21 protein-coding genes are annotated in these 23,444 nt (G+C 65.8%); 11 read left to right on the forward strand and 10 right to left on the reverse strand.

Annotated elements, in window-relative coordinates; all coding sequences use genetic code 11:
- The first annotated feature begins 24 nt into the window (after window positions 1-24).
- Window positions 25-927 (forward strand): LysR family transcriptional regulator, encoded by a 903-nt coding sequence (locus XH93_RS18585; protein ID WP_194474661.1) that lies wholly within the window; start codon window positions 25-27, stop codon window positions 925-927.
- Between the two features lie 112 nt (window positions 928-1,039).
- On the opposite strand, the gene XH93_RS18590 is transcribed toward XH93_RS18585, so the two are convergent.
- The 3 genes from XH93_RS18590 to XH93_RS18600 all read right to left on the reverse strand — a co-directional run bounded on the left by XH93_RS18590 (window position 1,040) and on the right by XH93_RS18600 (window position 4,558).
- The gene (locus XH93_RS18590; protein ID WP_194474662.1) at window positions 1,040-2,119 is read right to left on the reverse strand and encodes a D-TA family PLP-dependent enzyme; all 1,080 of its coding nucleotides are present in this window, start codon (window positions 2,117-2,119) and stop codon (window positions 1,040-1,042) included.
- Window positions 2,120-2,244: 125 nt separating this feature from the next.
- Window positions 2,245-4,059 carry an ABC-F family ATP-binding cassette domain-containing protein gene (locus XH93_RS18595; RefSeq protein WP_194474663.1) on the reverse strand — a complete coding sequence of 605 codons (1,815 nt, stop codon included), beginning with the start codon at window positions 4,057-4,059 and terminating at the stop codon, window positions 2,245-2,247.
- Window positions 4,060-4,063: 4 nt separating this feature from the next.
- Window positions 4,064-4,558, reverse strand: coding sequence for a YaiI/YqxD family protein (locus XH93_RS18600; protein WP_194474664.1), 495 nt, complete (start codon window positions 4,556-4,558; stop codon window positions 4,064-4,066).
- Between the two features lie 132 nt (window positions 4,559-4,690).
- Here XH93_RS18600 and XH93_RS18605 point away from each other — a divergent pair, with 132 nt between their 5' ends.
- Complete coding sequence (locus XH93_RS18605) at window positions 4,691-5,485, forward strand: hypothetical protein (protein ID WP_194474665.1); 795 nt, start codon at window positions 4,691-4,693, stop codon at window positions 5,483-5,485.
- Between the two features lie 336 nt (window positions 5,486-5,821).
- On the opposite strand, the gene XH93_RS18610 is transcribed toward XH93_RS18605, so the two are convergent.
- Window positions 5,822-8,194, reverse strand: a complete 2,373-nt coding sequence (locus XH93_RS18610; RefSeq protein WP_194474666.1) for a xanthine dehydrogenase family protein molybdopterin-binding subunit — start codon at window positions 8,192-8,194, stop codon at window positions 5,822-5,824.
- 202 nt (window positions 8,195-8,396) lie between these two features.
- On the opposite strand from XH93_RS18610, the gene XH93_RS18615 reads away from it, so the two are divergent.
- The 3 genes from XH93_RS18615 to XH93_RS18625 all read left to right on the forward strand — a co-directional run bounded on the left by XH93_RS18615 (window position 8,397) and on the right by XH93_RS18625 (window position 11,268).
- Window positions 8,397-9,440, forward strand: coding sequence for a Ppx/GppA phosphatase family protein (locus XH93_RS18615; RefSeq protein ID WP_194474667.1), 1,044 nt, complete (start codon window positions 8,397-8,399; stop codon window positions 9,438-9,440).
- A gap of 194 nt (window positions 9,441-9,634) precedes the next feature.
- The gene (locus tag XH93_RS18620) at window positions 9,635-10,324 is read left to right on the forward strand and encodes an RlmE family RNA methyltransferase (RefSeq protein WP_139482946.1); all 690 of its coding nucleotides are present in this window, start codon (window positions 9,635-9,637) and stop codon (window positions 10,322-10,324) included.
- A gap of 161 nt (window positions 10,325-10,485) precedes the next feature.
- Window positions 10,486-11,268, forward strand: a complete 783-nt coding sequence (locus XH93_RS18625) for a Crp/Fnr family transcriptional regulator (RefSeq protein WP_246799659.1) — start codon at window positions 10,486-10,488, stop codon at window positions 11,266-11,268.
- Between the two features lie 73 nt (window positions 11,269-11,341).
- On the opposite strand, the gene XH93_RS18630 is transcribed toward XH93_RS18625, so the two are convergent.
- The 3 genes from XH93_RS18630 to XH93_RS18640 form a co-directional block, all read right to left on the reverse strand.
- Window positions 11,342-11,536, reverse strand: a complete 195-nt coding sequence (locus XH93_RS18630; protein ID WP_194474668.1) for a hypothetical protein — start codon at window positions 11,534-11,536, stop codon at window positions 11,342-11,344.
- Window positions 11,537-11,645: 109 nt separating this feature from the next.
- A complete protein-coding gene (locus tag XH93_RS18635; RefSeq protein ID WP_194474669.1) occupies window positions 11,646-12,104 on the reverse strand; it encodes a phasin family protein in 459 nt (152 codons plus the stop codon).
- A gap of 325 nt (window positions 12,105-12,429) precedes the next feature.
- Complete coding sequence (locus XH93_RS18640; protein ID WP_194474670.1) at window positions 12,430-13,917, reverse strand: MFS transporter; 1,488 nt, start codon at window positions 13,915-13,917, stop codon at window positions 12,430-12,432.
- Between the two features lie 140 nt (window positions 13,918-14,057).
- Here XH93_RS18640 and XH93_RS18645 point away from each other — a divergent pair, with 140 nt between their 5' ends.
- The 4 genes from XH93_RS18645 to XH93_RS18660 all read left to right on the forward strand — a co-directional run bounded on the left by XH93_RS18645 (window position 14,058) and on the right by XH93_RS18660 (window position 17,699).
- Entirely contained in the window at window positions 14,058-14,303 is a 246-nt protein-coding gene (locus tag XH93_RS18645) for a hypothetical protein (RefSeq protein ID WP_194474671.1), read from the forward strand.
- 204 nt (window positions 14,304-14,507) lie between these two features.
- Window positions 14,508-15,998, forward strand: a complete 1,491-nt coding sequence (guaB, locus tag XH93_RS18650) for an IMP dehydrogenase (protein ID WP_194474672.1) — start codon at window positions 14,508-14,510, stop codon at window positions 15,996-15,998.
- Between the two features lie 248 nt (window positions 15,999-16,246).
- Window positions 16,247-17,269: an NADP-dependent oxidoreductase gene (locus XH93_RS18655; RefSeq protein ID WP_139861368.1), complete on the forward strand. Its 1,023-nt coding sequence runs from the start codon at window positions 16,247-16,249 to the stop codon at window positions 17,267-17,269.
- Between the two features lie 175 nt (window positions 17,270-17,444).
- On the forward strand, window positions 17,445-17,699 hold the full coding sequence (locus tag XH93_RS18660; RefSeq protein ID WP_194474673.1) for a hypothetical protein: 255 nt from the start codon (window positions 17,445-17,447) through the stop codon (window positions 17,697-17,699).
- 179 nt (window positions 17,700-17,878) lie between these two features.
- Here XH93_RS18660 and XH93_RS18665 read toward each other — a convergent pair whose 3' ends face one another.
- Both XH93_RS18665 and XH93_RS18670 read right to left on the reverse strand, forming a co-directional pair.
- Complete coding sequence (locus XH93_RS18665; RefSeq protein ID WP_194474674.1) at window positions 17,879-18,715, reverse strand: metallophosphoesterase; 837 nt, start codon at window positions 18,713-18,715, stop codon at window positions 17,879-17,881.
- Between the two features lie 238 nt (window positions 18,716-18,953).
- A protein-coding gene (locus XH93_RS18670; RefSeq protein ID WP_139480399.1) for an IS630 family transposase occupies window positions 18,954-19,905 on the reverse strand; the annotation gives its coding sequence in 2 pieces (ribosomal slippage) (window positions 18,954-19,560 and window positions 19,559-19,905; 954 coding nt in all).
- Between the two features lie 228 nt (window positions 19,906-20,133).
- Here XH93_RS18670 and XH93_RS18675 point away from each other — a divergent pair.
- On the forward strand, window positions 20,134-21,432 hold the full coding sequence (locus XH93_RS18675) for an RsmB/NOP family class I SAM-dependent RNA methyltransferase (RefSeq protein WP_194474675.1): 1,299 nt from the start codon (window positions 20,134-20,136) through the stop codon (window positions 21,430-21,432).
- Window positions 21,433-21,544: 112 nt separating this feature from the next.
- Here the strand turns inward: XH93_RS18675 and XH93_RS18680 are convergent, their stop codons facing one another.
- Window positions 21,545-22,789, reverse strand: a complete 1,245-nt coding sequence (locus tag XH93_RS18680) for an MFS transporter (RefSeq protein ID WP_246799660.1) — start codon at window positions 22,787-22,789, stop codon at window positions 21,545-21,547.
- A 106-nt stretch (window positions 22,790-22,895) separates the two neighbouring features.
- On the opposite strand from XH93_RS18680, the gene XH93_RS18685 reads away from it, so the two are divergent.
- Window positions 22,896-23,348 (forward strand): helix-turn-helix domain-containing protein, encoded by a 453-nt coding sequence (locus XH93_RS18685; RefSeq protein WP_194474677.1) that lies wholly within the window; start codon window positions 22,896-22,898, stop codon window positions 23,346-23,348.
- Window positions 23,349-23,444: the final 96 nt, after the last annotated feature.

The following is a 23,444-nucleotide window of genomic DNA, read 5'->3' on the forward strand; positions in this document are numbered from 1 at the left end:
CAATAAAGAATATGCGAGATTGTTATGAACACCCATGACCTGGTCGCGTTCGTCGCGGTGGTCGAGACCGGATCGATTGTCGCGGCCTCGGCGCGGCTCAATCTCACGCAGCCCGGCGTGACGCGTCGGATCCAGAACCTCGAGGAGATGCTGGGCGCGCAGCTGCTCGACCGGCTGTCAAAACCGCTGAAGCCGACGGCGGCCGGCGTCGAGGCCTATGAGCAGGGCCGCCGCGTGCTGCGCATGCTCGACGACCTCAAGACCGGGGTCGCCAGTGACGGCGTGGTGCGCGGCGAGTTCAGGCTCGGCCTGACGCCGTTTTTGTCGGAGGCGGGACTGACCGGGCCGCTCGATGCGGTGCGCGGCGAATTTCCCGCGCTCGCCGTGCGCGTCGTCTCCGGCTGGTCGCCGCATCACGCGGAGCGCGTCAGCCGCAACGAGCTCGATGCGGCCGCGATCTGCCTGCCCGACGGCGTAGCGCCGCCGGCCGATCTCGTTGCCGACGATCTCGGCGCGCAGCCGGTGGTGTTCGTGGTCGCGCGCGACATGAAGACGCCGAAGTCGGTCGATCTCGAATGGCTGTCGCGGATCGGCTGGGTGATCAACCAGGACGGTTGCGGCTTTCGCCAGGTGCTGAAGCGCCATTTCGATGCGGCGCATCTGCCGTTCAACGTCGCGGTCGAGGCGCTCGACAGCGAATTGCGGCTGTCGCTGGTGGCGCGCGGGCTCGGCGTCGGCCTGGTGACGCCGCTGGCACTGAAGCGCAGTGCGCTGCGCAGCAAGCTCAAGATCGTGAAGATCGCCGATTTCAATCCCGCGGTTCGCGCCTGGATCGTGCATCGCCCGCCGGCCGGCCGCCTGGCGCGGCCGATCGAGGTGTTTCGCACCGCGCTGGAGCAGGAGTTGCAGGCGCTGCTGCGCGGATGATGCGGCCAAGGCCGTAGGATGGGTAGAGCGAAGCGAAACCCATCATTCTTCCGTGCGGAACGAAGTTGATGGGTTTCGCTGCGCTCTACCCATCCTACAGATCTACAGATCGCTACCGCAATTTCCCTCGCGCCGCGACCGGCAGCGTGCCGATGATCTCCTCGCCGCGCACCATCACGACCTCGTCCATCATGTTGACGACGACGCAGACGTGATTGGGCACGATGCGCACGACATCACCGACGTTGGGGCGGGTGTTGCTGCGGGAAAGGTCGAGAAAGCCGTGCTCCTCGGCGAAGCGCGCGATCTTGGCTTCGGGATGCTCGAGGATCAGGCCGTGGCCTTCGAGGCCGCCGGTATCCGTGGTCAGCGTCTTCGAGCCGGCATCGAGGATGCCGCGCTCCGGGCCGGCGCGGCTGACGACGGTGGAATAGATATGCAGCGCGCAGTCGTCCCAGGTGGCGACGCCGGCCGCGACCTGCATGCGGTCGTTGTAGATGTAGGTGCCGAAGCGGTGCTCGGTGCCGCCCTTCAGCTTGCCGAGATTTTTCAGGTTCGGCGTGCCGCCGGTCGAGACGATGCTGGCATCGAGGCCGTGGGCGCGGACGCCGGCCAGCGCCTCGTCGTAGAACTTTTGCGCATCCGCCCAGCCGGTCTCGGTCGGATACAGCATGAAGCCGGCGAAGCTCAGGCCCTTCGACGCAGCGATCTCTCGCGCCAGCGCGATCGCTTCGGCCGGCGTCTCGACGCCGGCGCGCTTGCGGCCGGTGTCGCATTCGACCACCACCGAGAGCGGACGGCCGGAGACGGCGGCGGCCTTCGGCAGGTCGCCGACCACGACCGAGTTGTCGGCCGCGACGGTGACATTCGCCTTGCCCTGCAGCGCGCCGAGCCGCGCCATCTTCTCGTCGCCGAGCAGATTGTAGGAGATCAGGATGTTGTCGATCCCGGCATCGGCCATGATCTCGGCCTCGCCGAGTTTCTGGCAGGTGATGCCCTTTGCTCCTGCCTTGATCTGCAGCTGCGCCAGGGTCGGGTTCTTGTGGGTCTTGATGTGGGGACGGTTGGCGATCCCGGCGGCATCGCAGGCGGCCTGGATGCGCGCGATGTTGCGCTCGACCTTGTCCATGTCGATCACGGCGCAGGGCGTGCCGTACTCCTTGGCGATCTTGGCGGCGAGGGGCGTGGTCATCGGGTCAACTCCGGTTCTAGTTTCTCGTCATTGCGAGGAGCACAGCGACGAAGCAATCCATCTATCCGTTATGCGGGGCTATGGATTGCTTCGCTTCGCTCGCAATGACGGTGAGACATTGATCATCAAGCCTGTTCGATCTCCTCGCGCAGCACCTCTAACTCGAGCCAGCGATCTTCCGCGGCGGTCAATTCTTCCTGCGCCTTGGCGATCGCGGCGGATGCGGCGTCGAACTTCTTGCGATCCTTGCTGTAAAGGTTCGGGTCGTCGAGCAGCTTCTGCTGCTTTGCGATCTCGGCGTTCAGCTTGTCGATGGTTTTCGGCAGTGTATCCAGCGCGTGCTTCTCGTTGAAGCTCAGCCGGCGTCTGGGTGCCGCTTCGGGCGCCGCGACTTTCGCCTCTTTCTTCTCTTCGACGGCGGCCTGCGCCTTCACCGTCTCGCGCTTCACATCGGCGCCGCGCTGCGCCAGCATGTCCGAATAGCCGCCGGCATATTCGATCCAGCGGCCCTGACCTTCGGGCACCACCACCGAGGTCACGACGCGATCGAGGAAGTCGCGGTCGTGGCTGATCAGGATCACGGTGCCCTCATAGTCGCCGAGCATTTCCTCGAGCACGTCAAGGGTTTCCAGGTCGAGGTCGTTGGTCGGTTCGTCCAGCACCAGCAGGTTTGACGGCTTTGCCAGCGCGCGCGCCAGCATCAGCCGCCCGCGCTCGCCGCCGGACAGTGCCTCCAGCGGCGTGCCGCGCTGCTCCTGCGCGAACAGAAAATCCTTCATGTAGCCGATCACGTGCTTCGGCTTGTCGCCGACCATCACATGGTCGCCGCGGCCGCCGGTCAAAGCTTCGGCCAGCGTCAGTTTTGGATCGAGGCTTTCGCGATGCTGATCCAGCGTCGCCATCTCGATATTGGCGCCCAGCCGCACCGAGCCGGAGTCGGGCGGATCGTTGCCGATCAGAAGATGCACCAGCGTGGTCTTGCCGGCGCCGTTCGGGCCGACGATGCCGAGCCGGTCGCCGCGTTGGATCCGGGTGGAAAAGCCGTCGACGATCACGCGCTCGCCGAACGCCTTGCTGATGTTCTTGGCCTCGATCACGAGGCGCCCGGACTTGTCGGCTTCCGAGGCGGTGAGGGTGGCATTGCCGGTGGCGCCGCGATAGTTGCGGCGCTGGTCGCGCAGCGCGAAGAGATTGCCGAGCCGCTTGACGTTGCGCTTGCGGCGCCCGGAGACGCCGTGGCGCAGCCAATGCTCCTCGTTGACGATCTTGCGGTCGAGCTTGTGCTGCTCGCGCTCCTCCTCCTCCAACACCTCGTCGCGCCAGGCCTCGAAGGCGCCAAAGCCGCGGTCGATCTGCCGGATCTGGCCGCGGTCGAGCCAGGCGGTGCTGCGCGACAGATTGGTGAGGAAGCGGCGGTCGTGGCTGATCAGCACCAGCGCGCAGCGGCGGCTCTCCAGCTCGGCCTCCAGCCATTCGATGGTCGGCAGATCGAGATGGTTGGTCGGCTCGTCCAGCAGCAGGATGTCGGGCGAGGGCGCCAGCACGCGAGCGAGCGCCGCGCGCCGCGCCTCGCCGCCGGAGACGTGCGCGGGGTCTTCCTCGCCGGTGAGGCCGAGCTGCTCCAGCAGATAGCGCGTCTGGTAGTGGTCGTCGCCGGGGCCGAGGCCGGCTTCCACATAGGACAGCGTCGTCTTGTGGTCGCCGAAATCCGGCTCCTGCGGCAGGTAGCGGATGGTGGCGCCGGGCTGCACGAAGCGGCTGCCGGCGTCAGGCTCGACGAGCCCGGCAGCAATCCGCAGCAAGGTCGATTTGCCGGACCCGTTGCGGCCGATCAGGCAGACGCGCTCGCCCGCGGAGACCGACAGCTCGACGCCCGACAGCAGCGGCGTGCCGCCAAAAGTCAGGCTGATGTCCTTGAGCTGGATGAGAGGCGGAGCCATCGCGCTAACCTTGGCCCGCCGCCGGCTCGGTGCGGCGGCGCTGGATGCGGCGGATGGTCTGGTCGAGCGTCGAGATGAAGGTCGAGCGGTCGCGCGGCGAGAACGATTTCGGTCCGCCGGTGACTTCACCCGACGAGCGCAAATCGGTCATCAGGTTGCGCACGGCGAGCGTCATGCCGATCGACTGCTCGGTGAACGGCTTGCCATTCGGCGCAATCACCTCGGCGCCGGCCTTCACGCAGCGGCTCGCCAGCGGGATATCAGCGGTAATCACGACGTCGCCAGCATGGGCGCGTTCCGCGATCCAGTCGTCGGCGGCATCCATCGCGGCGCCCGCCGCGATGCGCTCGATCAGCGGATCCTGCGGCACGCGGATGAAATTGCCGGCGACCACGCTGACGGGAACGCCGAGCCGGATCGCGACGCGATAGATCTCGTCCTTCACCGGGCAGGCGTCGGCATCGACATAGATTCGGGTGGGGGCTGTGGCTTCGGTCATCGATTCATGGGTTGGCAAGCGCGCTCCATGTACTCCATCGGGCGGAAAATTGCGAGCAGAACGAGAGGCTTGCCACGCTGTTCGGTTCGACTACGATTGCATCAGAAAAACCACCAAAATAAGGGGAAACTGATGCCTTCGCAGACCTACCGCGTCTCGGCGTACAACACCTCAAAACTGTCCGAGAACAAGATCCATGACGACACGGTGGCGCGGAAATTCGGCTTTTCCGGTGGCTTGGTGCCCGGCGTCGACGTCATGGCCTACATGATGCATCTGCCGGCGGAGGCATGGGGCCGCGATTTCCTCGAACGCGGCCTGATCGAGGCGCGGTTCGTGAAGCCGGTCTATGACGGCGAGATCGCCGAGCTGACGGGACAGGAGACCGGCAACGGGATGACGATCGAGCTGCACAGCCGCGGCGAGCTCTGCGCCACCGGCACTGCCTCGCTGCCGGCCGAGGCGCCGAAATTCGCGATCGACGACTACCAGCGGGTCGCTGCCGTCGCCGAGCGCAAGCCGGTGAGCGCAGCGTCCTACGAGCAGGGCAAATGGCTCGGCACCATCCCGCGCGACTGGTCGGGCGACGCCGCGAAGGAGTATCTCGCCGATATCAGGGAGACCGATCCGATCTATCTGCGCGAAGGTCTCGGCCATCCCGGCCTGCTGCCGCGGGTGATGAACAAGGTTTTGGTCGACAACGCCATCCTCGGGCCCTGGATTCACGTCGGCACCAGGATGCAGCTGCTGTCGGCCGCCAAGATCGGCGACGAGCTCACGGCGCGCGCAAAAGTCACCGGCAATTACGACAAGAAGGGCCACCGGTTCGTCGAGCTCGACGCGCTGGTCGTCGCCAACGGCACCACCCCGCTGGCGCATTGCTGGCACATCGCAATCGTCCAGCCGCGCGAGCAGGCCGCGGCGTAGGGAAGGGGCGCGCCGTCTCCACGCCACAGGTGTCATACCCCGCGCATGCGGGGTATCCAGTACGCCGCGGCCGCTCGGCTCTATCGCTGACGTCTCTGGAATACTGGATCACCCGCTTTCGCGGGTGATGACAGTGGTGTTGGCGGCGACGGCCTGTCCTTTCACCTCGCCCCGCTTGCGGGGAGAGGTCGGATCGCATCGCAGATGCGATCCGGGTGAGGGGGTACAGGTGCGTCCGCTTGCATCACACGCGGAGGCAGCCCCTCACCCCAACCCTCTAAGAGCGAGCTTCGCTCGTCTCGACCGCGTAAGAACGGGGAGAGGGAGTCGAGAGAGCTACGCCGCCGTCTTTTTCGCATCCTGGATCGCGCGCCAGACCTTTTCAGGCGTCAGCGGCATGTTGATGTGCTTGATGCCGTACTCCGACAGCGCGTCGACCACCGCATTGACGATGCAGACCAGGCTGCCGGCGCAGCCGGCTTCGCCGCAGCCCTTTGTCCCCAGCGGATTCGACTTGGCGGGCGAGGGGTGGTCGCCGATCTGCATCGAGGGCACGTCGCCGGCGCGCGGCAGCGCGTAGTCCATGAACGAGCCGGTGATCGGCTGGCCTGAGCCGTCGTAGTTCACTTCCTCCATCAGCGCCTGGCCGATGCCCTGCGCGACGCCGCCATGCAGCTGGCCCGCGACGATCATCGGGTTGACCACGGTGCCGAAGTCGTTGACCGCGGCGTAGCGCACGATCCTGATCACGCCCGTATCAGGGTCGATCTCGACCTCGGCGACGTGGCAGCCGTTCGGGAAGGTCGACGCAGTCTCCTTGGTGGCGTGATCGACGTCGAGCGTCTCGGGCGTGCCTTCCGGCAGCTTACCGTCGCGCATCCGCTCGGCGAGCTCCATGATGCCGATCGAGCGGTCGGTGCCGGCGATGGTGAAGCGGCCGCCTCGGAACTCGATATCGGCCTCGGACGCCTCCAGCATGTGCGCCGCGGCCTGCTTGCCCTTCTCGACCACGAGCGCGGAGGCTTCGACGATCGCTTGCCCGGTCGCGGTGATCGAGCGCGAGCCGCCGGTGCCGTTGCCGAAGCGGACGAGGTCGCTGTCGTTCTGCTCCAGTGTGATCTTCTCGAAGGGGACGCCGAGCTGATCCGCCAGCACTTGCGCAAACGGCGTGGCATGGCCCTGGCCGTAGTCGAGCGTGCCGGTGGTGAGCTTCACCGAACCATCAGGCTCGAAGGTGATCTTGCCGAGCTCGCCGCTCGGCGGCGCGGTGACCTCGAGATAGGAGCCGACGGCGATGCCGCGCAGCCTGCCGTTCTTCCTGCTATCCTTCTTGCGCCTGGCAAAATTCTCGTAGTCGGCGATCTCCAGCGCCTTCTGGAACACGCCGCCGAAATCGCCGCTGTCATAGGTCACGCCCGACGCAGCCGGGAACGGCAGCTGCTGCGGCTTGATGAAATTGCGCTTGCGCAAGGTGAGACGGTTGATGCCCATCTCGTCGGCGGCGGCGTCGATCAGCCGCTCCATGTAGTAGTTGGCCTCGGGCCGGCCGGCGCCGCGATAGGCGCCCATCAGCGTGGTGTTGGTCACGACCGTCTTGATGTCGACGCCGAGCAGCGGCGTGCGGTAGACGCTGGCCAGGTTCTTGCCGGTGTTGACCGACAGCGGGCCCGGCGCGACGCCGGTGATGTAGGCGCCGAGATTGCCGTAGCCGGACAGCCGCACCGCCAGGAACTTGCCGTCGGCATCGAGCGCCAGCTCGGCATGGATCGACTGCGCGCGGCCGTGGCTGTCGGAAAGGAAGCTGGTCGAACGCTCGTCCAGCCACTTCACCGGCCGGCCCAACGCCTTCGCCGCATGCGCGATGCAGGTGTATTCGGGGTAGTTGAGGTTCTTCATGCCGAACGAGCCGCCGACATTGGCGGTGAGGATGCGCACCTTCTCCGGCGGCACGTTGAGGATGCGCGCCAGAATCGCCTTGTTGCCGGAGACGCCCTGGGTCGGCACCTGCAGCGTATAGCGCTCGGTCTTGCCGTCGTAGGCGGCAAGCGCAACGCGCGGCTCCATCGAGACCACGGCGACGCGGGTGTTGACGATGTCGAGCTTCGTCACATGCGCGGCACTGGCGAACGCCGCCTCGATCTTCTCGGCATCGCCATAGTGATAGTCGAGCGCGACATTGTTCGGGATGTGATCATAGAGCTGCGGCGCGCCGGGCTTTGCTGCCTCGGCGGCGTCGGTCACCGCAGGCAGCGGTTCGATGTCGAGCTCGACTGCCTCCGCCGCATCGCGCGCCTGGGCCGCGGTCTCGGCGACCACGAAGGCGACGGGATCGCCGACGAAGCGCACCTTGTCGGTCGGCAGCACCGGGCGGTTGGTCTGCAGCAGCGGCGAGCCGTCGCGGCTCTTGAACGGGATCCCGCAGGTCAGCGGCTTGTAACCGGCAGTCGCGAGGTCGGCGCCGGTCCAGACCCCGAGCACGCCCGGCATCGTGCGGGCGGCCGTCGTGTCGATGCCCTTGATGATGCCGTGGGCATGGGACGATCGGACCATCCAGCAGTAGGCCTGGCCGGGAAGCGAGAAGTCGTCGGTGTAGCGGCCCTTGCCGCGCACCAGGGTGTCGTCCTCCTTTCGTCGGACCGGTTGGCCGACACCGTGTTTTTGCAGTGCGATGGAGTTCTCGAGCGAGCGGGGCGACGTATGATCTTGCATCGGAAATGACCTGAAATGCCCGGATTTGGTGGGTTTTGCGGGCATTCCCGAGATAACGCACACCCCTCTTAACGACAACGCCCGATTGGACATGGAGCCAATGTGAACAGAGTTTGCGTAGGCCCTTGGCGCTGCTAAAGTTTCCGTGAACGACAATTTTCTTCGGCGGGCCCGAACCGCGGTCCCGCGGAAAGACAGTTTGATGAATGACGAAGTGCGGCTTTGCGACGGCATTCCGGCCGCCGAAGCCCTGTCAAGGTTCGCTGCGGCGGGCGCCGAGACCGGTGTCTACGCAGCGCTCGACCTTGGCACCAACAACTGTCGGCTCCTGATCGCCTGTCCCGCGGGCGACGGGTTCCGCGTGGTCGATTCCTTCTCGCGGATCATCCGGCTCGGCGAGGGCATTGCCGCGACCGGTTCCATCAGCGAGGCGGCGATCGAGCGCGCCATCGCGGCGCTCGCCATTTGCAGCGACAAGATCCGCTATCGCAAGGCGCGCCGGCTGCGGCTGATCGCCACCGAAGCCTGCCGCGCCGCCGGCAACGCCGAGAGTTTTCGCGCCCGCGTCGCCGCCGAGACTGGCATCAAGCTCGAAGTGATCGACCGCGAGACCGAGGCGACGCTGGCCGTGATCGGCTGCTCGCCGCTGCTCGACCCTAGGGGGCGAGGCGCCATCCTGTTCGACATCGGCGGTGGCTCGACCGAGTTGGTACGGATCGAGCGCGATCCCGCGACGCCGGACGCGCCGCCGCGCATCAAGGCGTGGATGTCGATCCCGCTCGGCGTCGTCACGCTGGCGGAGCATTTTGGCGGCAGGAACGTCACGCCGAATCTGTATGCCCGCATGATCGATGAGGTCGCCCAGCACGTCGCGCCGTTCGCGGCTGAGCACGGCCAGGATCTGCGCGACATGCACTTGCTCGGCACCTCCGGCACCGTGACCACGCTCGCCGGCGTGTTCCTCAATCTGCCGCGCTACGACCGCCGCCGCATCGACGGCATCTGGATGAACGATTTCGACGTCACGGCGACGATCCAGAAGCTGCTCTGCATGAGCTACGAGCAGCGCGTCCACAACAACTGCATCAGCGTCGAGCGCGCCGACCTCGTGCTGGCCGGCTGCGCCATCCTCGATGCCATCCGCAACGCCTTCCCGCTGCCGCGGCTGCGCGTCGCCGACCGCGGCCTGCGCGAGGGCATGCTGGTCGAGATGATGCGCGAGGACGGCGCGCTGCGGGCATGCTAGACGCTTTCTTCGCCTCTCCCCGCCTGCGGGGAGAGGCCGGATCGCATGAAATGCGATCCGGGTGAGGGGGACTCTCCACGAACTCATCTCTCACCATCGCTGAGGCAGCCCCTCACGCATTTTTTAGGAACGGCGGCCGAAAGGCCGCCTATGCCCTCTCCCCGTAAGAGCGGGGCGAGGGAGAAGAGAAGGTCATGGCGAAAGACACCACCGGGCGGCTGCACGTCACGGTCAAGAGCGGCGGCAAGCGAAAGCTGTCGTCAAAACTCTGGCTCGAGCGCCAGCTCAACGATCCCTACGTCGCCAAGGCCAAGGCGATGGGCTATCGCTCGCGCGCGGCGTTCAAGCTGCTCGAGATCGACGACAAGTACCGCATGCTCAAGCCGGGCATGACGGTGGTCGACCTCGGCGCCGCGCCCGGCGGCTGGAGCCAGATCGCGGCGAAACGCACGGGAGCAGCCGACGGCAAGGGCAAGGTGGTCGCGATCGATCTCCTGGAGATGGGCGAGATCCCCGGCGTCACCTTCGCGCAGCTCGACTTCCTCGATCATGACGCGCCGGAAAAGCTGATCGCGATGATGGGCGGCCGCGCCGACATCGTGATGTCCGACATGGCCGCCAACACCACCGGCCACCGCAAGACCGACCAGCTCCGCATCATCGGCCTGGTCGAGACCGCCGCCCACTTCGCCTGCGAGGTGCTCAATCCCGGCGGCGCGTTCCTGGCAAAGGTGTTCCAGAGCGGCGCCGACGCCGAACTGCTGGCGCAGCTCAAGCGCGATTTTGCCACGGTGCGTCACGTCAAGCCGGCGGCCAGCCGGCAGGATTCGTCGGAGCGCTACGTGCTGGCGACGGGATTTCGCGGACAGCCCGGCAGAGGCTAGCCGCCGCGCCGCCCGGCGACGTGTGTCGCTCTGAAACCGTTGGAACTCTTGCCCTTACGGCGTATTCTACTCTCTCGGTGCGGTCTGTCCGTTGCGTAGCGCAGCCCGGCGCCCCCCGACTGGTTTGCGCAGTGAGCCGTGCCTCACGGAGTTTCCCCGTGATGGAGCGCAGGTCGAACATAGGCAATCGTCTCCTGGCGGCCTTGTCGCCCGCCGATTTCCAGCTGCTTGTGCCCCATCTGCGCAGGATATCGCTCGAGCGTGACGTCGTGCTGGTGCGGTCGGGTGATCCCGTCCAGCAGATCTATTTCCCCTGCACGGCATTGATCGCGTTCGTCATGGACATGCCGAACGGGCAGTCGGTCGCGACGACGATGGTCGGCAATGAGGGGGCGGTAGGCGTGTTGTCGACACTCGGGTCAAGACGCTCCCCGATGACGGCGGTGGTTCGCGTAGCCGGGACGACCTGGCAGATCTCGCCGGCGCGATTTCATGCCGCGCTCACCCACTGCCGCGCACTTGAGGATGCGGTCCAGCTCCATATGCGGTCGCTTTTGGTGCAGTTCCAACACATCGCCGCGTGCAATGCGCTGCACTCGGTGGAGGCTCGCCTGGCCCGCTGGCTTTTGCAGGTTCACGATCAGGTCGGTTACGACACGCTCCCGCTGACGCAGGACACGCTATCGGAATTGCTGGGCGTGCGGCGCACGACCGTGACCCATGTCGTGTCCAAGCTTCGCGGATCGGGGGCGATCCGATCAAACCGCCGGAGCTCGATCGAGGTCGACAGGGGACGGCTCGAGGCTGCCGTCTGCGAGTGCTACGAGATCATGCGGGAGCAGGATCGATCGCATCGTTTCGGCCGAAGGGATGAGACAGTCCGGTCGTGGCGCGCCGGCGCATGGACCGGCGCGTTCCCACGGGCACGCCTGGAGCAATGGTAATAAGGCTGGAGCCCGTATCGCAGGCGAGCGAACAAGTCGCCATTGAAGTCAGGGTCAGGTTCGGGCGCTGTCGTCAGCCTGCCTTGCGCATCGCTTCGGGTTCGTCAACCCAGGCGTCCCGGGCGAACCACTCGTGGGTGATACGACAGGTCGTGCAGTAGGTGCGCGAGAAGAACACCGCACTGCATTGGAATGTCTCGCGGTCAGTATTCATACCGGTTGTGATCGCGCGTCCCGTCCGCGGGCACTTGATCATGATCACGCCCATCTCGCTCCTCCGCAATGTCAGATTGTCGAACCCGCGCGCCGTCGGCCGGAGTGCGTCCCTTCTCAACGGAAACGCTTGGCTTCCAGCCGAATGTCGGGGCGGGGGCGGCTCAGGACAGGGTCTGCAGCGCCCTTGCAAAGCCCTTCTTGAGGGGCTCGGAGCCTTCTGTCGTGACCTTCTTCGCGAGGTCCCAAAGCTCCTTGCTCTGCGTGGCGGTGATCTCGAAATTCTTGCGGCCGTGGTCGGCCGAAAGCTGGATCGCTTCCGACAGCGACTTGGTGCTGATGAGATTGGTCATCAATGCGAGAGCCGAGCTGGTATTGGTGTTCGATATCTCGATCAGTTTGGCCGCGTAATCCGCAGCGCCCTTGGCATTGATTGCGTATGCCTCCTTGAGCAGGAGGGCGATCTCCGACGACGCCTCCTTCACCTTGTCGATCTGTTGCCTGGCCCGTGTCGCGTTTTGCTCCGCGGCGCCCTGGAACGCTTCGGGCAGGGCGAACAGGGGCAGATTGAAGCCGTCGGCTTTCGGATTTTCGTTCACTTCCGTCGTATGCGCATCACTCACTGGCTCTGATCCCTTCAGAAAAGGCTAAATTGGCAAGGGCTAAATTGGCAAGGCCCGGCCCTTCCATGGCGAGGACGCCATGGAAGGGAGCCCGGAGCGTTTCCTCCGTGTGATTTTCTGCTGATGCGGGATCACTGCGTGCCCGCCTGAGCCGGACTATGCCGGATCGGGGGCGGAGCTTCCGTTCGCTTTCTGACTCTCGCGAAGATTTTTTGCCGTGGCGATCGGCCGCGGTCGTGCCGCCGGTATCGCCCGTGATCGCCCCCGGAAAGATGGCGGCCCGGCACCGGCCTGACCGGGCCGCGCGGGACAAGGCCTTGATCGACTACCCCAGCCGCTGATCCCTTGCGTTCTGGGTGTCCTCGGTCGCTGCCTTGACGGCGTCAGTGGCGGCGCGCTTCTCGGCGCCCTTGCGGCTCGAAATGTCGATCGCCTTGCGACCGGCGATCTCGTTGCCGGCATCGGCAGGCATTTGCCAGAAGAACCAGGCCGAGGCTGCCGAGATCAGCGACACCACGATGAAGGCCGGCCCGAACACGTCGGCGGTGAGCTCGGTCTGGTGATGCAACGCCAGCGTCGTTTCGACCGAGAAGGCGCCGACCGCGACGCCGGCGGACACCGCGAGCTGCTGGTTGACGCTGACCAGGGTGGTGGCGCGGCTCATCTGCGGCGCCTCGACCTCGGCATAGGCCACGGTGTTGATCGCGGTGAACTGCAGCGAGCGGAAGAAACCGCCGACCACCAGGATGGTGAAGATCAGCATCAGCGGCGTCGAGATCGTGAACAGGGCGCAGGCGGCGAGGAAGGCAGCGCTGACCACCGCATTGACCGTCATCATGTTGCGGAAACCGAAGGCCTTGATGATGCGCGCCGCCAGCGTCTTCATGCCCATGGCGCCGACCGCGGAGGCAAAGGTCACCAAACCCGACTGGAACGGCGACAGGCCGAAGCCGACCTGCATCAACAGCGGCAGCAGGAACGGCAGCGCGCCGATGCCGAGGCGGAACATGAAGCCGCCGACGATCGAGGCGCGCATCGTCGGCAGCCGCAGCAGCGAAAAATCCAGCACCGGTGAGCCGGTGCGCTTCGCGTGAATGACATAGAGCGTCATCGAGACCGTGCCGACCCCGACGAGGGCGGCGACGATCGGCCAGGGCAAGAGGTTGAGCCCGGCGACCGAAAGCCCGAAGGCGATGCCGGCAAGCCCGATACCGGCCAGCACCAGGCCATAGAGATCGAAGCGCTCGGGATCGACGCTCTTGATCGGGTCGATGTATTTCAGCGCCAGGAAGATGCCGAGCAGCCCGATCGGGATGTTGATCAGGAAGATCCAGTGCCAGGAGAAATAGGTGGTGATGAAGCCGCCGAGCGGCGGCCCGATCACCGGGCCGATCAGCGCCGGCACCGTCACCCAGGCCATCGCGTTGACCAGCGCGCTCTTGTCGACCGAGCGCAGCAGCACCAGCCGCCCGACCGGCGTCATCATCGCCCCGCCGAGGCCCTGCAGGATGCGGGCGAACACGAAATCGGTCACCGAGCCAGACAGCGCGCACCCGATCGAGCCCAGCATGAACACGCCGACCGCGCCGGCGAACACGATCCGCGCGCCGAATCGATCAGCGGTCCAGCCGCTCGCCGGGATGAACACCGCGAGCGACAGCAGGTAGGACGTGATCGCCAGCTTCAGCGTCAGTGGGCTGGTGCCGATGTCGGCGGCGATCGCGGGCAACGAGGTCGCGATCACCGTGGAGTCCATGTTCTCCATGAAAAGAGCTGTGGCCACGATGAGCGGGATCAGGCGTTCTTTGTTCATCGAAATGGGACGCCTGTGCTGAAAAGGGCGGGCGAGGGGGCCATATCATCCTGCCGCCAGCCATGCCATTGCGGAACCGGGCAAACCACCTAGATCCAGCGTGACGCTGGTATGCATCCCCCGGCGTAAAGAGGTGTGCATTGATCTACGTGCTTGCTGTCCTGCTGCCGCCGATCGGGCTGCTCCTGAACGGACAGCCGTTTTCGGCCATCTTCAATCTGGTCCTGATCGTGTTTTGCGCGATTTTCGGGCTGTTTTTCCACGTGTTGCTGCTGGTGCCCTCGGCCCATGCGGTGATCGCGGTCCATATGAAGCGCGAGGACCGGCGCCACCGGGAGGTGGTCGAGGCGATCCGCCGGCACGGGCGGCCGCAAGGCTACCGCTAAAGGGGCTACCGGGCGCCAAGCCTCGGGCGCCGTAAAAAGCCTGTGCATGGCTGGCAAACACTTTGATTCGTCATGCCGCCATGCTATCGACCGGCGTCAACCCCATCGATGGGCACCGATTCCCCGGTGACGCTGCCAGCGTCGCCGCCGGAGACGTTCATCGTCAGATTTGCAAGCGGCTGAGGCCGCCGAAAGGAGTTGGCAATGGCCACGGGATTTCCGGCTATCCGCGAAGCTTTTACGTTCGACGATGTGCTTCTGAAGCCCGGTCTGTCTGACGTTCTCCCCTCCGAAGTCGACATTCGCTCGCGCGTCACCCGCGCCATCCCGCTCAACATCCCGATCATGGCCTCGGCCATGGACACGGTCACCGAAGCGCGCATGGCGATCGCGATGGCGCAGGCCGGCGGCCTCGGCGTCATCCACCGCAACTTCGATCCCGACGGCCAGGCCGCGCAGGTGCGGCAGGTCAAGAAGTTCGAATCCGGCATGGTGGTTAACCCGCTGACCATCGGCCCCGACGCCACGCTGGCGGACGCGCTGGCGCTGATGAAGGACCATGGCATCTCCGGCATTCCGGTCGTCACCGGCGCCGAGAAGAACGTGCCGGGCAAGCTGGTCGGCATCCTGACCAACCGCGACGTGCGCTTTGCCAGCGATCCCCGGCAGAAGGTCCGGGAGTTGATGACGCATGAGAAGCTCGTCACGGTGCGCGAGAGCGTCAGCCAGGACGAGGCGAAGCGGATGCTGCACCAGCATCGCATCGAGAAGCTGCTGGTGGTCGACGACCAGTATCGCTGCGTCGGCCTGATCACCGTGAAGGACATCGAGAAGGCGGTGGCGCATCCGCTCGCCTGCAAGGACGAGCATGGCCGTCTCCGTGTTGCCGCCGCCACCACGGTCGGCGAGACCGGCTATGAGCGCACCGAGCGGCTGATCGATGCCGGCGTCGACGTCGTCGTGGTCGACACCGCGCATGGCCATTCCCAGCACGTGCTCAACGCCGTCGACCGCATCAAGCGGCTCTCCAACTCCGTGCAAGTGGTGGCCGGCAATGTCGCGACCGAGGACGGCGCGCAGGCCCTGATCGATGCCGGCGCCGACTGCATCAAGGTCGGCATCGGGCCCGGCTCGATCTGCACCACCCGCATCGTTGCCGGCGTCGGCGTGCCGCAGCTCACCGCGATCATGGATGCGGTGGCGGCCGCCAAGAAGGCCGGTGTGCCCGTGATCGCCGATGGCGGCATCAAATATTCCGGTGATCTCGCCAAGGCGCTTGCCGCCGGCGCCGACATCGCGATGGTCGGCTCGCTGCTCGCCGGCACCGACGAGACGCCGGGCGAGGTGTTCCTGTGGCAGGGCCGCTCCTACAAGGCCTATCGCGGCATGGGTTCGGTCGGCGCGATGGCGCGGGGATCTGCCGACCGCTACTTCCAGCAGGACATCAAGGACACGCTGAAGCTCGTCCCCGAAGGCATCGAGGGCCAGGTGCCCTACAAGGGCCCGGTCGCCAACGTCATGCACCAACTCGCCGGCGGCCTCCGTGCGGCGATGGGCTACGTCGGCGCCCGCAACATCGCCGACTTCCACGCCAAGGCGCAGTTCGTCCGCATCACCGGCGCCGGCCTGCGCGAGAGCCACGTCCACGACGTGACCATCACGCGGGAAGCCCCGAACTATCCGGGCGGGGTGTAAGACTCTCCACGTCATTCCGGGGCGCGAAGCGAACTATGGCGCGCAATTGCGCGCCTGAGAATCTCGAGATTCCGGGTTCTCGCTGCGCGAGCCCCGGAATGACGTGCGTTGCGCTTCGGCATGACGGTCGTCATTTCAAACAGAATTTCAAACGCTGCATCTGAACGAGCAAATCCATCTCCCTTGCAGGGAGCTGGATTGCATGACTACGTTTGCGCCACGTAACCAATCGTTTCGGAGGAAAAAGCATGTCCCAAGGAAAGCGCATCGTTCTCGCCTCACGCCCGCAGGGCGAGCCAACCGCGGCCAACTTCAGGCTCGAGGACTACACGCCGCCGACGCCGGGTGCGGGCGAGGTCCTGCTCCGCACCATCTGGCTGTCGCTCGATCCCTATATGCGCGGCCGCATGAATGATGGTCCGTCCTACGCCGCGCCGGTCCCCGTGGGGGGCGTCATGGAGGCGGGCACCGTCAGCGAGGTGATCGCCTCGAACAACCCGGGCTTTGCCAAGGGCGACATCGTGCTGTCGCGCGCGGGCTGGCAGACGCATGCGCTGTCCAACGGCCAGGGCCTCGCCAAGATCGATCCCAAAATCGCGCCGATCTCCACGGCCGTCGGTGTGCTCGGCATGCCCGGTATGACCGCCTATACGGGCCTGCTCGAGATCGGCAAGCCGAAGCCGGGCGAGACCGTGGTCGTTGCCGGCGCGTCCGGCGCGGTCGGATCGGCGGTTGGCCAGATCGCAAAGATCAAGGGCGCGCGTGCGGTCGGCATCGCGGGTGGCAAGGACAAATGCGACTATGTGAAGAATGAGCTCGGTTTCGATGCCTGCCTGGACCATCGCGATCCGGATTTGGCGGCCAAGCTGAAGGAGGCGTGCCCGAAGGGCATCGACGTCTATTTCGAGAATGTCGGTGGTCCCGTGTTCGAGGCGGTCTACCCGCAGCTCAATGCATTCGCTCGCGTGCCGGTGTGCGGCCTGATCGCGCATTACAACGACAGGGAAGCAAGGGCACCGAAATGGGCCTCGACGATCATGTTCGCGATCCTGACCAAGCGGCTGACCTTCCGCGGCTTCATCGTCAGCGATTTTGCCGCCATGCATGGCGACTTCCTGCGCGACATGTCGCAATGGGTCCGCGAGGGCAAGGTCAAGTACAAGGAGTTCGTGACCGAGGGGCTGGACAGCGCTCCGGAGGCCTTCATGGGTCTGCTCAAGGGTGCCAATTTCGGCAAGCAGCTGGTCCGGGTCGGGCCGGACAAGGCCTGAGCGGAGAAGCGGGAGCCCCGCTCCGGTTGCATCGGAGCGGGGCGCAGGGTCCTATTCCGCGCAGAATCGTATCAAAAACGCCACAATCGGCGGGATTTGGGGGCTTTTCGCCCCCATTTGCTTGACCGGGGACCCGCAGCAGTTGAATCAATATGGCTATATTTCAGGTGTAGCCATGATTTTTGAGCTTGTTGTTTGCGGGGTTATCCTGCTCGCTGTCGGTTATTGGGCGACGATGTTCGTCATGGGCCGGCGCGACGACGTTTTACACGGAAAGTTCGTTGAGGAGCGGCCCGACATCGAGCGGGCGCGTGCGATGCCGCCGGTGCCTCCCGCACGGCCGGCGGCGCCGGCAGCGCAGCCCGGCGCGGACTCGCTGCAGACACTGCTCGCCGTCATCAAGCGGGATCTGCACGACGCGGCGCGGTAGCTGACCGCTCACGCCGTCCGAGCCGGCGTTTACCGCTCTATCCACGTCATTGCGAGCCAACGGGTCGCGCGAACGCGCGCCCGATGACAGGCTCCGCGAAGCAATCCATGGATCAGCATATGCGGACGGATGGATTGCTTCGCTTCGCTCGCAATGACGGCAGGGGCGTTTGGGCCTTCTTAGGACTGCAGTTGGGCGATCAGCGTGTCGAGGTCGATGTCGGCCTGACCCTTGGCCTTGACGTGGCGCACCTCAAAATTGTCGGGCCGGAAGCGGTATTCGACCAGGCCGGTCTCCTTGACGCCGATCCGCTCCTGCCGCGCGTCCGAGATGATGAAGCCGGCCGACGGCGCCCAGATCTGCCTGACATGCGCAAACGTGTAGTCGCGGCGCTGATGCACATGGCCGCTGCCGACCAGCCGCAGATCGACCTTGCCGAACATCTCGATCAGTCGCTGCCGCGCCGGCTGTGGCACGAAACGGATCGCGGTCTCCACGCGCTCAGGATCCGCGGGCAGGTCGAGATAGAGCGGCTTATGCAGGAACAGCGCGACCGGCTTGCCGCCGACCTTGCCGAGCTGCTCGGCGAGCCAGTCGAACTGCTCGGCCTCGCGGTCGAGACCGGTGTTCATGATCAGCGAATTGAGGCCGATGAAGTACCAGCCGGCGGCGTCGAACTGCCAGCGGTCCTCGCCGATCACGGACGTGAACGCGTTGCAGGTCTCGGCGGTGGGCAGCTGCGACGGCGCCGGGCCGACCGCGGTCGGGTTGTCGCCGATGTCGTGATTGCCGGGCAAATAGCGGCAGTCGACCGGCAGCGCAGCGTGCTGCTCTTTGGCGAAGACGAGATCGGCGCGGCTGGTCGGCCCGTCCCAGGCGACGTCGCCGGTGTTGAGCACGAGGTCGGGCCGCGTCGCGTCAATGTGCTCGGCGACGCGGTGGAAGTTGTCGGTGAGGATCTTAAGACGGTGGGCGAGGTGGGTGTCGGAGATCTGCGTCAGGCGAAATTCGGTCATGCGTCGATCCTTTCCGCCGGATCATAGGCCGGGCGAGAAGTCGGAACGATGACGATTCCGCCGTCGCAATTCGCTGCGTTGTTTGAGGTCTTGTTTGAAGTCCTGTTCGATCGCACCTACAGGGACTGAAACCGTCCTCATTCCTGTGAGTTGGCCAACCGAGCTTGGATCATGGTTCAACGAGCTCGGCAGGCTGTTGATTGCCAGGATCGGGCCTGAACGCTAGAGCAGATTCTGATCAGACGCGATCATAGCCGGCAGCGGCGAAGAAGTTCAGACACTCTTGGGCGGTGAAGGCGGCCAAGGCGAGGGCGATAGCGTTGACCAAAGCCTCGATAGATCTGGCGGCCGCCTTTCGAAGGGCGGCTTTGAGCTTGGCGAAGGCCATTTCGATCGGATTGAGGTCGGGCGAATAAGGCGGCAGATAGAGGAGCCGAGCGCCCGCTGCATCGATTGCGATGCCGACCTCGGCCCGCTTGTGTGCTGCGAGATTGTCCATCACCACGATGTCGCCGGGCCTGAGTGTCGGCACGAGGACTTGCGTCACGTAAGCCTCGAACGCCGAACCATCCATGGGGCCATCGAGGACCATCGGCGCCGTCATGCCAGTCGCCCTGAGCGCGCCGACGAAGGTCGTCGTCTTCCAATGACCATGCGGGAGCGCTGCAACACAGCGCTGGCCGTACGGCGAACGGCCATAGAGCCGCGCCATCTTGGTCGAGGCTCCGGTCTCGTCGATGAACACCAACCGGTGGATGTCGATCTCAGGCTGGGATGCCTTCCACGCCGCGCGTTCAGCGGCGACGTCCGGCCGATCCTGCTCGCTGGCGTGCGATGTTTTTTTTGAACGTGATGTTGCGGCGATCGAAGAACCGCCAGACCACGCTCGGCGCGAAACGCTCGCCGTGGACTTTGAAGAGATGATCGGCGATCTCGGCCAGCGTCATGTCAGGCGTAGCCTCGACCAGGGAGAGGATCTCTGCAGCATGCCCCTCGATCCGAGCCGAACGCCGGTCGCCACCCTGCGCTCCCGCCTCACAGGCGCCGGTGCTTCGCCACTCGCTGACCAGTTCGATCGCTGTCGACGGCGCCACGCCGAACCGGCCGGCGGCGCCCCGACAGCTCATGCCTTCATCTTCCACGGCCCGAACAATGCGAAGGCGAAGATCCGGCGAGAGGGGTTTAGCCATGGGGGCTGGCCTCCATCACCAGCCCTCAGGGTGAATCACGATTTGCCCCGGAAGGGAATCCCTTTCGATTCCGCCAGATCGGAAAATGCTCTAGAGCGTTTTCCAGCGAAGTGGATACCGGTTCGCGTGAAGAAAACGCGTCAAAACAAGAATCTAGAGCTCCGTTCCGATTCCATCGGAACGGAAATAGCTCTAAGAGGCCCTCGTGCGCCCAACCGAAAGAGATCGATGACCCCTGCTGCCCGGCTCTCCGCCGCAATCGACCTGATCACGACCATCGACGCCCAGCGGATTCCCGCCGCCAAGGCGCTGAAGGAATGGGGCACCGCGCACCGCTATGCCGGTTCCGGCGATCGCGCCGCGATCTCCGGCCTGATCTGGGACGTGCTGCGCCGGCAATCCTCCGCCGCCTACCTGATGGACGACGACAGCGCCCGCGCGCGGCTGCTCGGCATGCTCAAGCTCGAGCGCGGCATGGACCTCGCCACCATCGCCGCGCTGTGCGACGGCAGCCGGTTTGCGCCGGATCCGCTGAGCACGGCCGAGGAGGCCGCGCTGAGCTCGCGCTCGCTCGCCGACGCGCCGGCCGCCGTCGCCGGCGACTATCCGGAATGGCTCGATCCGTATCTGGCAAAGGTGTTCGGCGACGACCGCGCGGCCGAGGCGACCGCGATGGCGAGCCGCGCGCCGCTCGACCTGCGGGTCAACACGCTGAAGGGCAAGCGCGAGAAGATCCTGCCGCGGCTTTCGCATCTCGGCGCCGTCGAGACGCCGTGGTCGCCGCTCGGCCTGCGCATCGCGCTCGGTGCCGATGCGCGCAATCCCGGCATCAATGCCGAGGAGGATTTCATCAAGGGCGCGATCGAGGTGCAGGACGAAGGCTCGCAGCTCGCCGCGCTGTTCTCGGCGGCAAAACCCGGCGAGCAGGTGATCGACCTCTGCGCCGGCGCCGGCGGCAAGACGCTGGCGATCGCGGCCATGATGGGCGGCAAGGGCCGGCTGATCGCAACCGATCACGACAAGCGCCAGCTCGCGCCGATCCATGAGCGGCTGTCGCGCGCCGGCGTGCACAATTGCGAGGTCCGCACCCCGCGCGGCGAGGCCGACGTGCTCTCCGACATCAAGGCCTCCGCCGATCTCGTGCTGATCGACGCGCCCTGCACCGGCACCGGCACCTGGCGCCGCAACCCCGACGCCAAATGGCGCATGCGCCCCGGCGCGCTCGAGGTGCGGCTGAAGGATCAGGCTGAGGTGCTGGCGCGCGCCGCGCCGCTGGTGAAGGCGGGCGGCCGGATCGCCTACATCACCTGCTCGGTGCTGGCTGAGGAGAACGGCGAGCAGGTGCGGGCGTTCGTGGCAAAACATCCGGAGTTCTCGGTGCAGCCGCCGGAAGAGACCGCGAGCGTGCTGTGGGACAAGGCCGAGGCCTTTGCCGACGCAGCACTGCAGTCCGACGAGGGCTGGCTGATGACGCCACGGCGCACCGGAACGGATGGATTCTTCGTCTCGGTGCTGAAGAAGGCGTAATGCTTTCACCGCGTCATTGCGAGCGCAGCTTCGTAGGGTGGGTTAGCGCAGCGTAACCCACCATCCATCTTTCTTGCGGTGAACGGTGGGTTACGCCTTCGGCTAACCCACCCTACGATCCCGCGGCCGAGCACACCGCCGCCACCCGGCTCACCGTAATGATCCACACCAGCAGCGCCGCGGCGCTGATCGCGGCGCCGAGTACGCAGACGCCGATCCATCCCGCCGCCGCGTAGACCGCCGTCGAGGAGATCGCGCCGAGCGCGCTGCCGATCGAATAGAACACCATGTAGCCGCCGATCAGCCGGCTCGACGCTTCGGGCCTCGCGGCTACGATCAGGCTCTGGTTGGTCACATGCACGGCCTGCAGTGCGAAGTCGAGCATCAGCACGCCGGCGACCAGCAGCCACAGCGAGGTGTGCAGGCAGGCGAGCGGCAGCCAGGCCGCGAGCATCAGCAACAGCGACAGCCCGGTGGTGCGCTGTCCCCAGCCGCGGTCGGCGAGCCGGCCGGAATTGCGCGCCGCCAGCGCCCCGGCGACGCCGGCGATCCCGAGCATGCCGATGGTGGTGTGCGAGAGCGCGAATGGCGGCGCCGAGAGTGGCAGCACCACCGAGGTCCAGAACACGTTGAGATTGGCAAAGATCAGCAGCGCAAACATGGCGCGCTCGCGCAGGATCGGCTCCTCGACGAACAGCATGGCGGTCGAGCGCAGCAGGCGCAGATAGGACGCCCCACGCATCGCCTGCGGCTGCCGGCGCGGCAGCACAAGCGCGAGCAGCGCCGCCATCGCCAGCATCAGCGCTGCCGATACCAGATAGACGGTGCGCCAGCCGCCGATATCGGCCAGCGTGCCCGACGCGAAGCGGGCGAGCAGGATGCCGGACACCACGCCGCTGGTTACCGTGCCAATGGTGCGGCCGCGTTCGGCCGGCGTCGCCAGCGTCGCGGCGAAGGCGACCAGCACCTGGACGACGACCGCGAGCAGCCCGACCAGCACCATGCCGGCCAGCAGCACCGCGGCGCTTGACGCCGTGCCGACGATGACGAGCGCTGCCGCCGACAACACGGTCTGGCCGACGATCAGGCGGCGGCGATCCCAGAGGTCGCCGAGCGGCACGATCAGCATCAGGCCGAGCGCATAGCCGATTTGCGTCAGCGTCACGACGATGCCGATCGCGGCCGGGGCGATGTCGAGATCCTGCGCCATCGCATCGAGCAGCGGCTGCGCGAAATAGATGTTGGCGACGCTGAGCCCGCAGGCGACCGCAAACAGCAGCACGATTGCGGGCGAAAGCCGGCCGGCGGTCGCTTCGCTGGTGGTGGCCTGTGCGGCCGCTACATGCTGGCTCGTCATCATCATTCTCCGTCTGCTATTCTGGTCTTATCATGAGACCAGTTGCATTGCGCGCTGTCTAGTCCTATTTTAAGACCAGTTCGAAATCGTGAACGAGGAGGGCGCGATGCAGCGCACCGGTTTCGCTGGGGACGACTGCCCGGTGGCGCGCGCACTGGATGCGATCGGCGACTGGTGGTCGCTGTTGATCGTGCGCGACGCGTTCGACGGCCTGCGCCGGTTCGGCGACTTTCAGAGGAATCTCGGCATCGCCAAGGGCATGCTGACGGCGCGCTTGCGCAAGCTGGTGGAACTGGGCGTGCTCGAGCAGGTCGCCGCGTCAGACGGCAGCGCCTACCAGGAATATGCGCTGACGAAGAAGGGGCACGCGCTGTTCCCCGTCGTCGTCAGCCTGCGGCAATGGGGCGAAGCCAATCTGTTCGCACGCGGCGAGCCGCATTCCGTGCTGGTCGACGCGCAAGGCGAGCGGGTCGGCCAACTGGTGCTGCCGTCAAAGGCGGGGCGGCCGCTGGCGTGGTCGGAGACCAGGGTGAGGAAGGTCGCCGCGCGCAAGCGCTGACAATGTCTGACCGTCATCCTGAGGTGCGAGCCTCTTCGGCGAGCCTCGAAGGATGCACGGCCCCGCCCGTGGCCGATTCATCCTTCGAGGCTCGCA

Source organism: Bradyrhizobium sp. CCBAU 51753, assembly GCF_015291565.1.
Lineage (GTDB): Bacteria > Pseudomonadota > Alphaproteobacteria > Rhizobiales > Xanthobacteraceae > Bradyrhizobium > Bradyrhizobium ivorense.

Excerpts from the sequence above, each read along its gene's own strand:
- XH93_RS18585 (WP_194474661.1), top strand. The coding sequence starts at position 25 with ATGAACACCCATGACCTGGTCGCGTTCGTCGCGGTGGTCGAGACCGGA.
- XH93_RS18625 (WP_246799659.1), top strand. The coding sequence starts at position 10,486 with ATGGAGCGCAGGTCGAACATAGGCAATCGTCTCCTGGCGGCCTTGTCG.
- XH93_RS18590 (WP_194474662.1), bottom strand. The coding sequence starts at position 2,119 with ATGACCACGCCCCTCGCCGCCAAGATCGCCAAGGAGTACGGCACGCCC.
- XH93_RS18655 (WP_139861368.1), top strand. The coding sequence starts at position 16,247 with ATGTCCCAAGGAAAGCGCATCGTTCTCGCCTCACGCCCGCAGGGCGAG.
- XH93_RS18610 (WP_194474666.1), bottom strand. The coding sequence starts at position 8,194 with ATGCAAGATCATACGTCGCCCCGCTCGCTCGAGAACTCCATCGCACTG.
- XH93_RS18660 (WP_194474673.1), top strand. The coding sequence starts at position 17,445 with ATGATTTTTGAGCTTGTTGTTTGCGGGGTTATCCTGCTCGCTGTCGGT.
- XH93_RS18620 (WP_139482946.1), top strand. The coding sequence starts at position 9,635 with ATGGCGAAAGACACCACCGGGCGGCTGCACGTCACGGTCAAGAGCGGC.
- XH93_RS18685 (WP_194474677.1), top strand. The coding sequence starts at position 22,896 with ATGCAGCGCACCGGTTTCGCTGGGGACGACTGCCCGGTGGCGCGCGCA.
- XH93_RS18640 (WP_194474670.1), bottom strand. The coding sequence starts at position 13,917 with ATGAACAAAGAACGCCTGATCCCGCTCATCGTGGCCACAGCTCTTTTC.
- XH93_RS18665 (WP_194474674.1), bottom strand. The coding sequence starts at position 18,715 with ATGACCGAATTTCGCCTGACGCAGATCTCCGACACCCACCTCGCCCAC.
- XH93_RS18675 (WP_194474675.1), top strand. The coding sequence starts at position 20,134 with ATGACCCCTGCTGCCCGGCTCTCCGCCGCAATCGACCTGATCACGACC.
- XH93_RS18605 (WP_194474665.1), top strand. The coding sequence starts at position 4,691 with ATGCCTTCGCAGACCTACCGCGTCTCGGCGTACAACACCTCAAAACTG.
- XH93_RS18600 (WP_194474664.1), bottom strand. The coding sequence starts at position 4,558 with ATGACCGAAGCCACAGCCCCCACCCGAATCTATGTCGATGCCGACGCC.
- XH93_RS18680 (WP_246799660.1), bottom strand. The coding sequence starts at position 22,789 with ATGACGAGCCAGCATGTAGCGGCCGCACAGGCCACCACCAGCGAAGCG.
- guaB (WP_194474672.1), top strand. The coding sequence starts at position 14,508 with ATGGCCACGGGATTTCCGGCTATCCGCGAAGCTTTTACGTTCGACGAT.
- XH93_RS18595 (WP_194474663.1), bottom strand. The coding sequence starts at position 4,059 with ATGGCTCCGCCTCTCATCCAGCTCAAGGACATCAGCCTGACTTTTGGC.
- XH93_RS18630 (WP_194474668.1), bottom strand. The coding sequence starts at position 11,536 with ATGGGCGTGATCATGATCAAGTGCCCGCGGACGGGACGCGCGATCACA.
- XH93_RS18615 (WP_194474667.1), top strand. The coding sequence starts at position 8,397 with ATGAATGACGAAGTGCGGCTTTGCGACGGCATTCCGGCCGCCGAAGCC.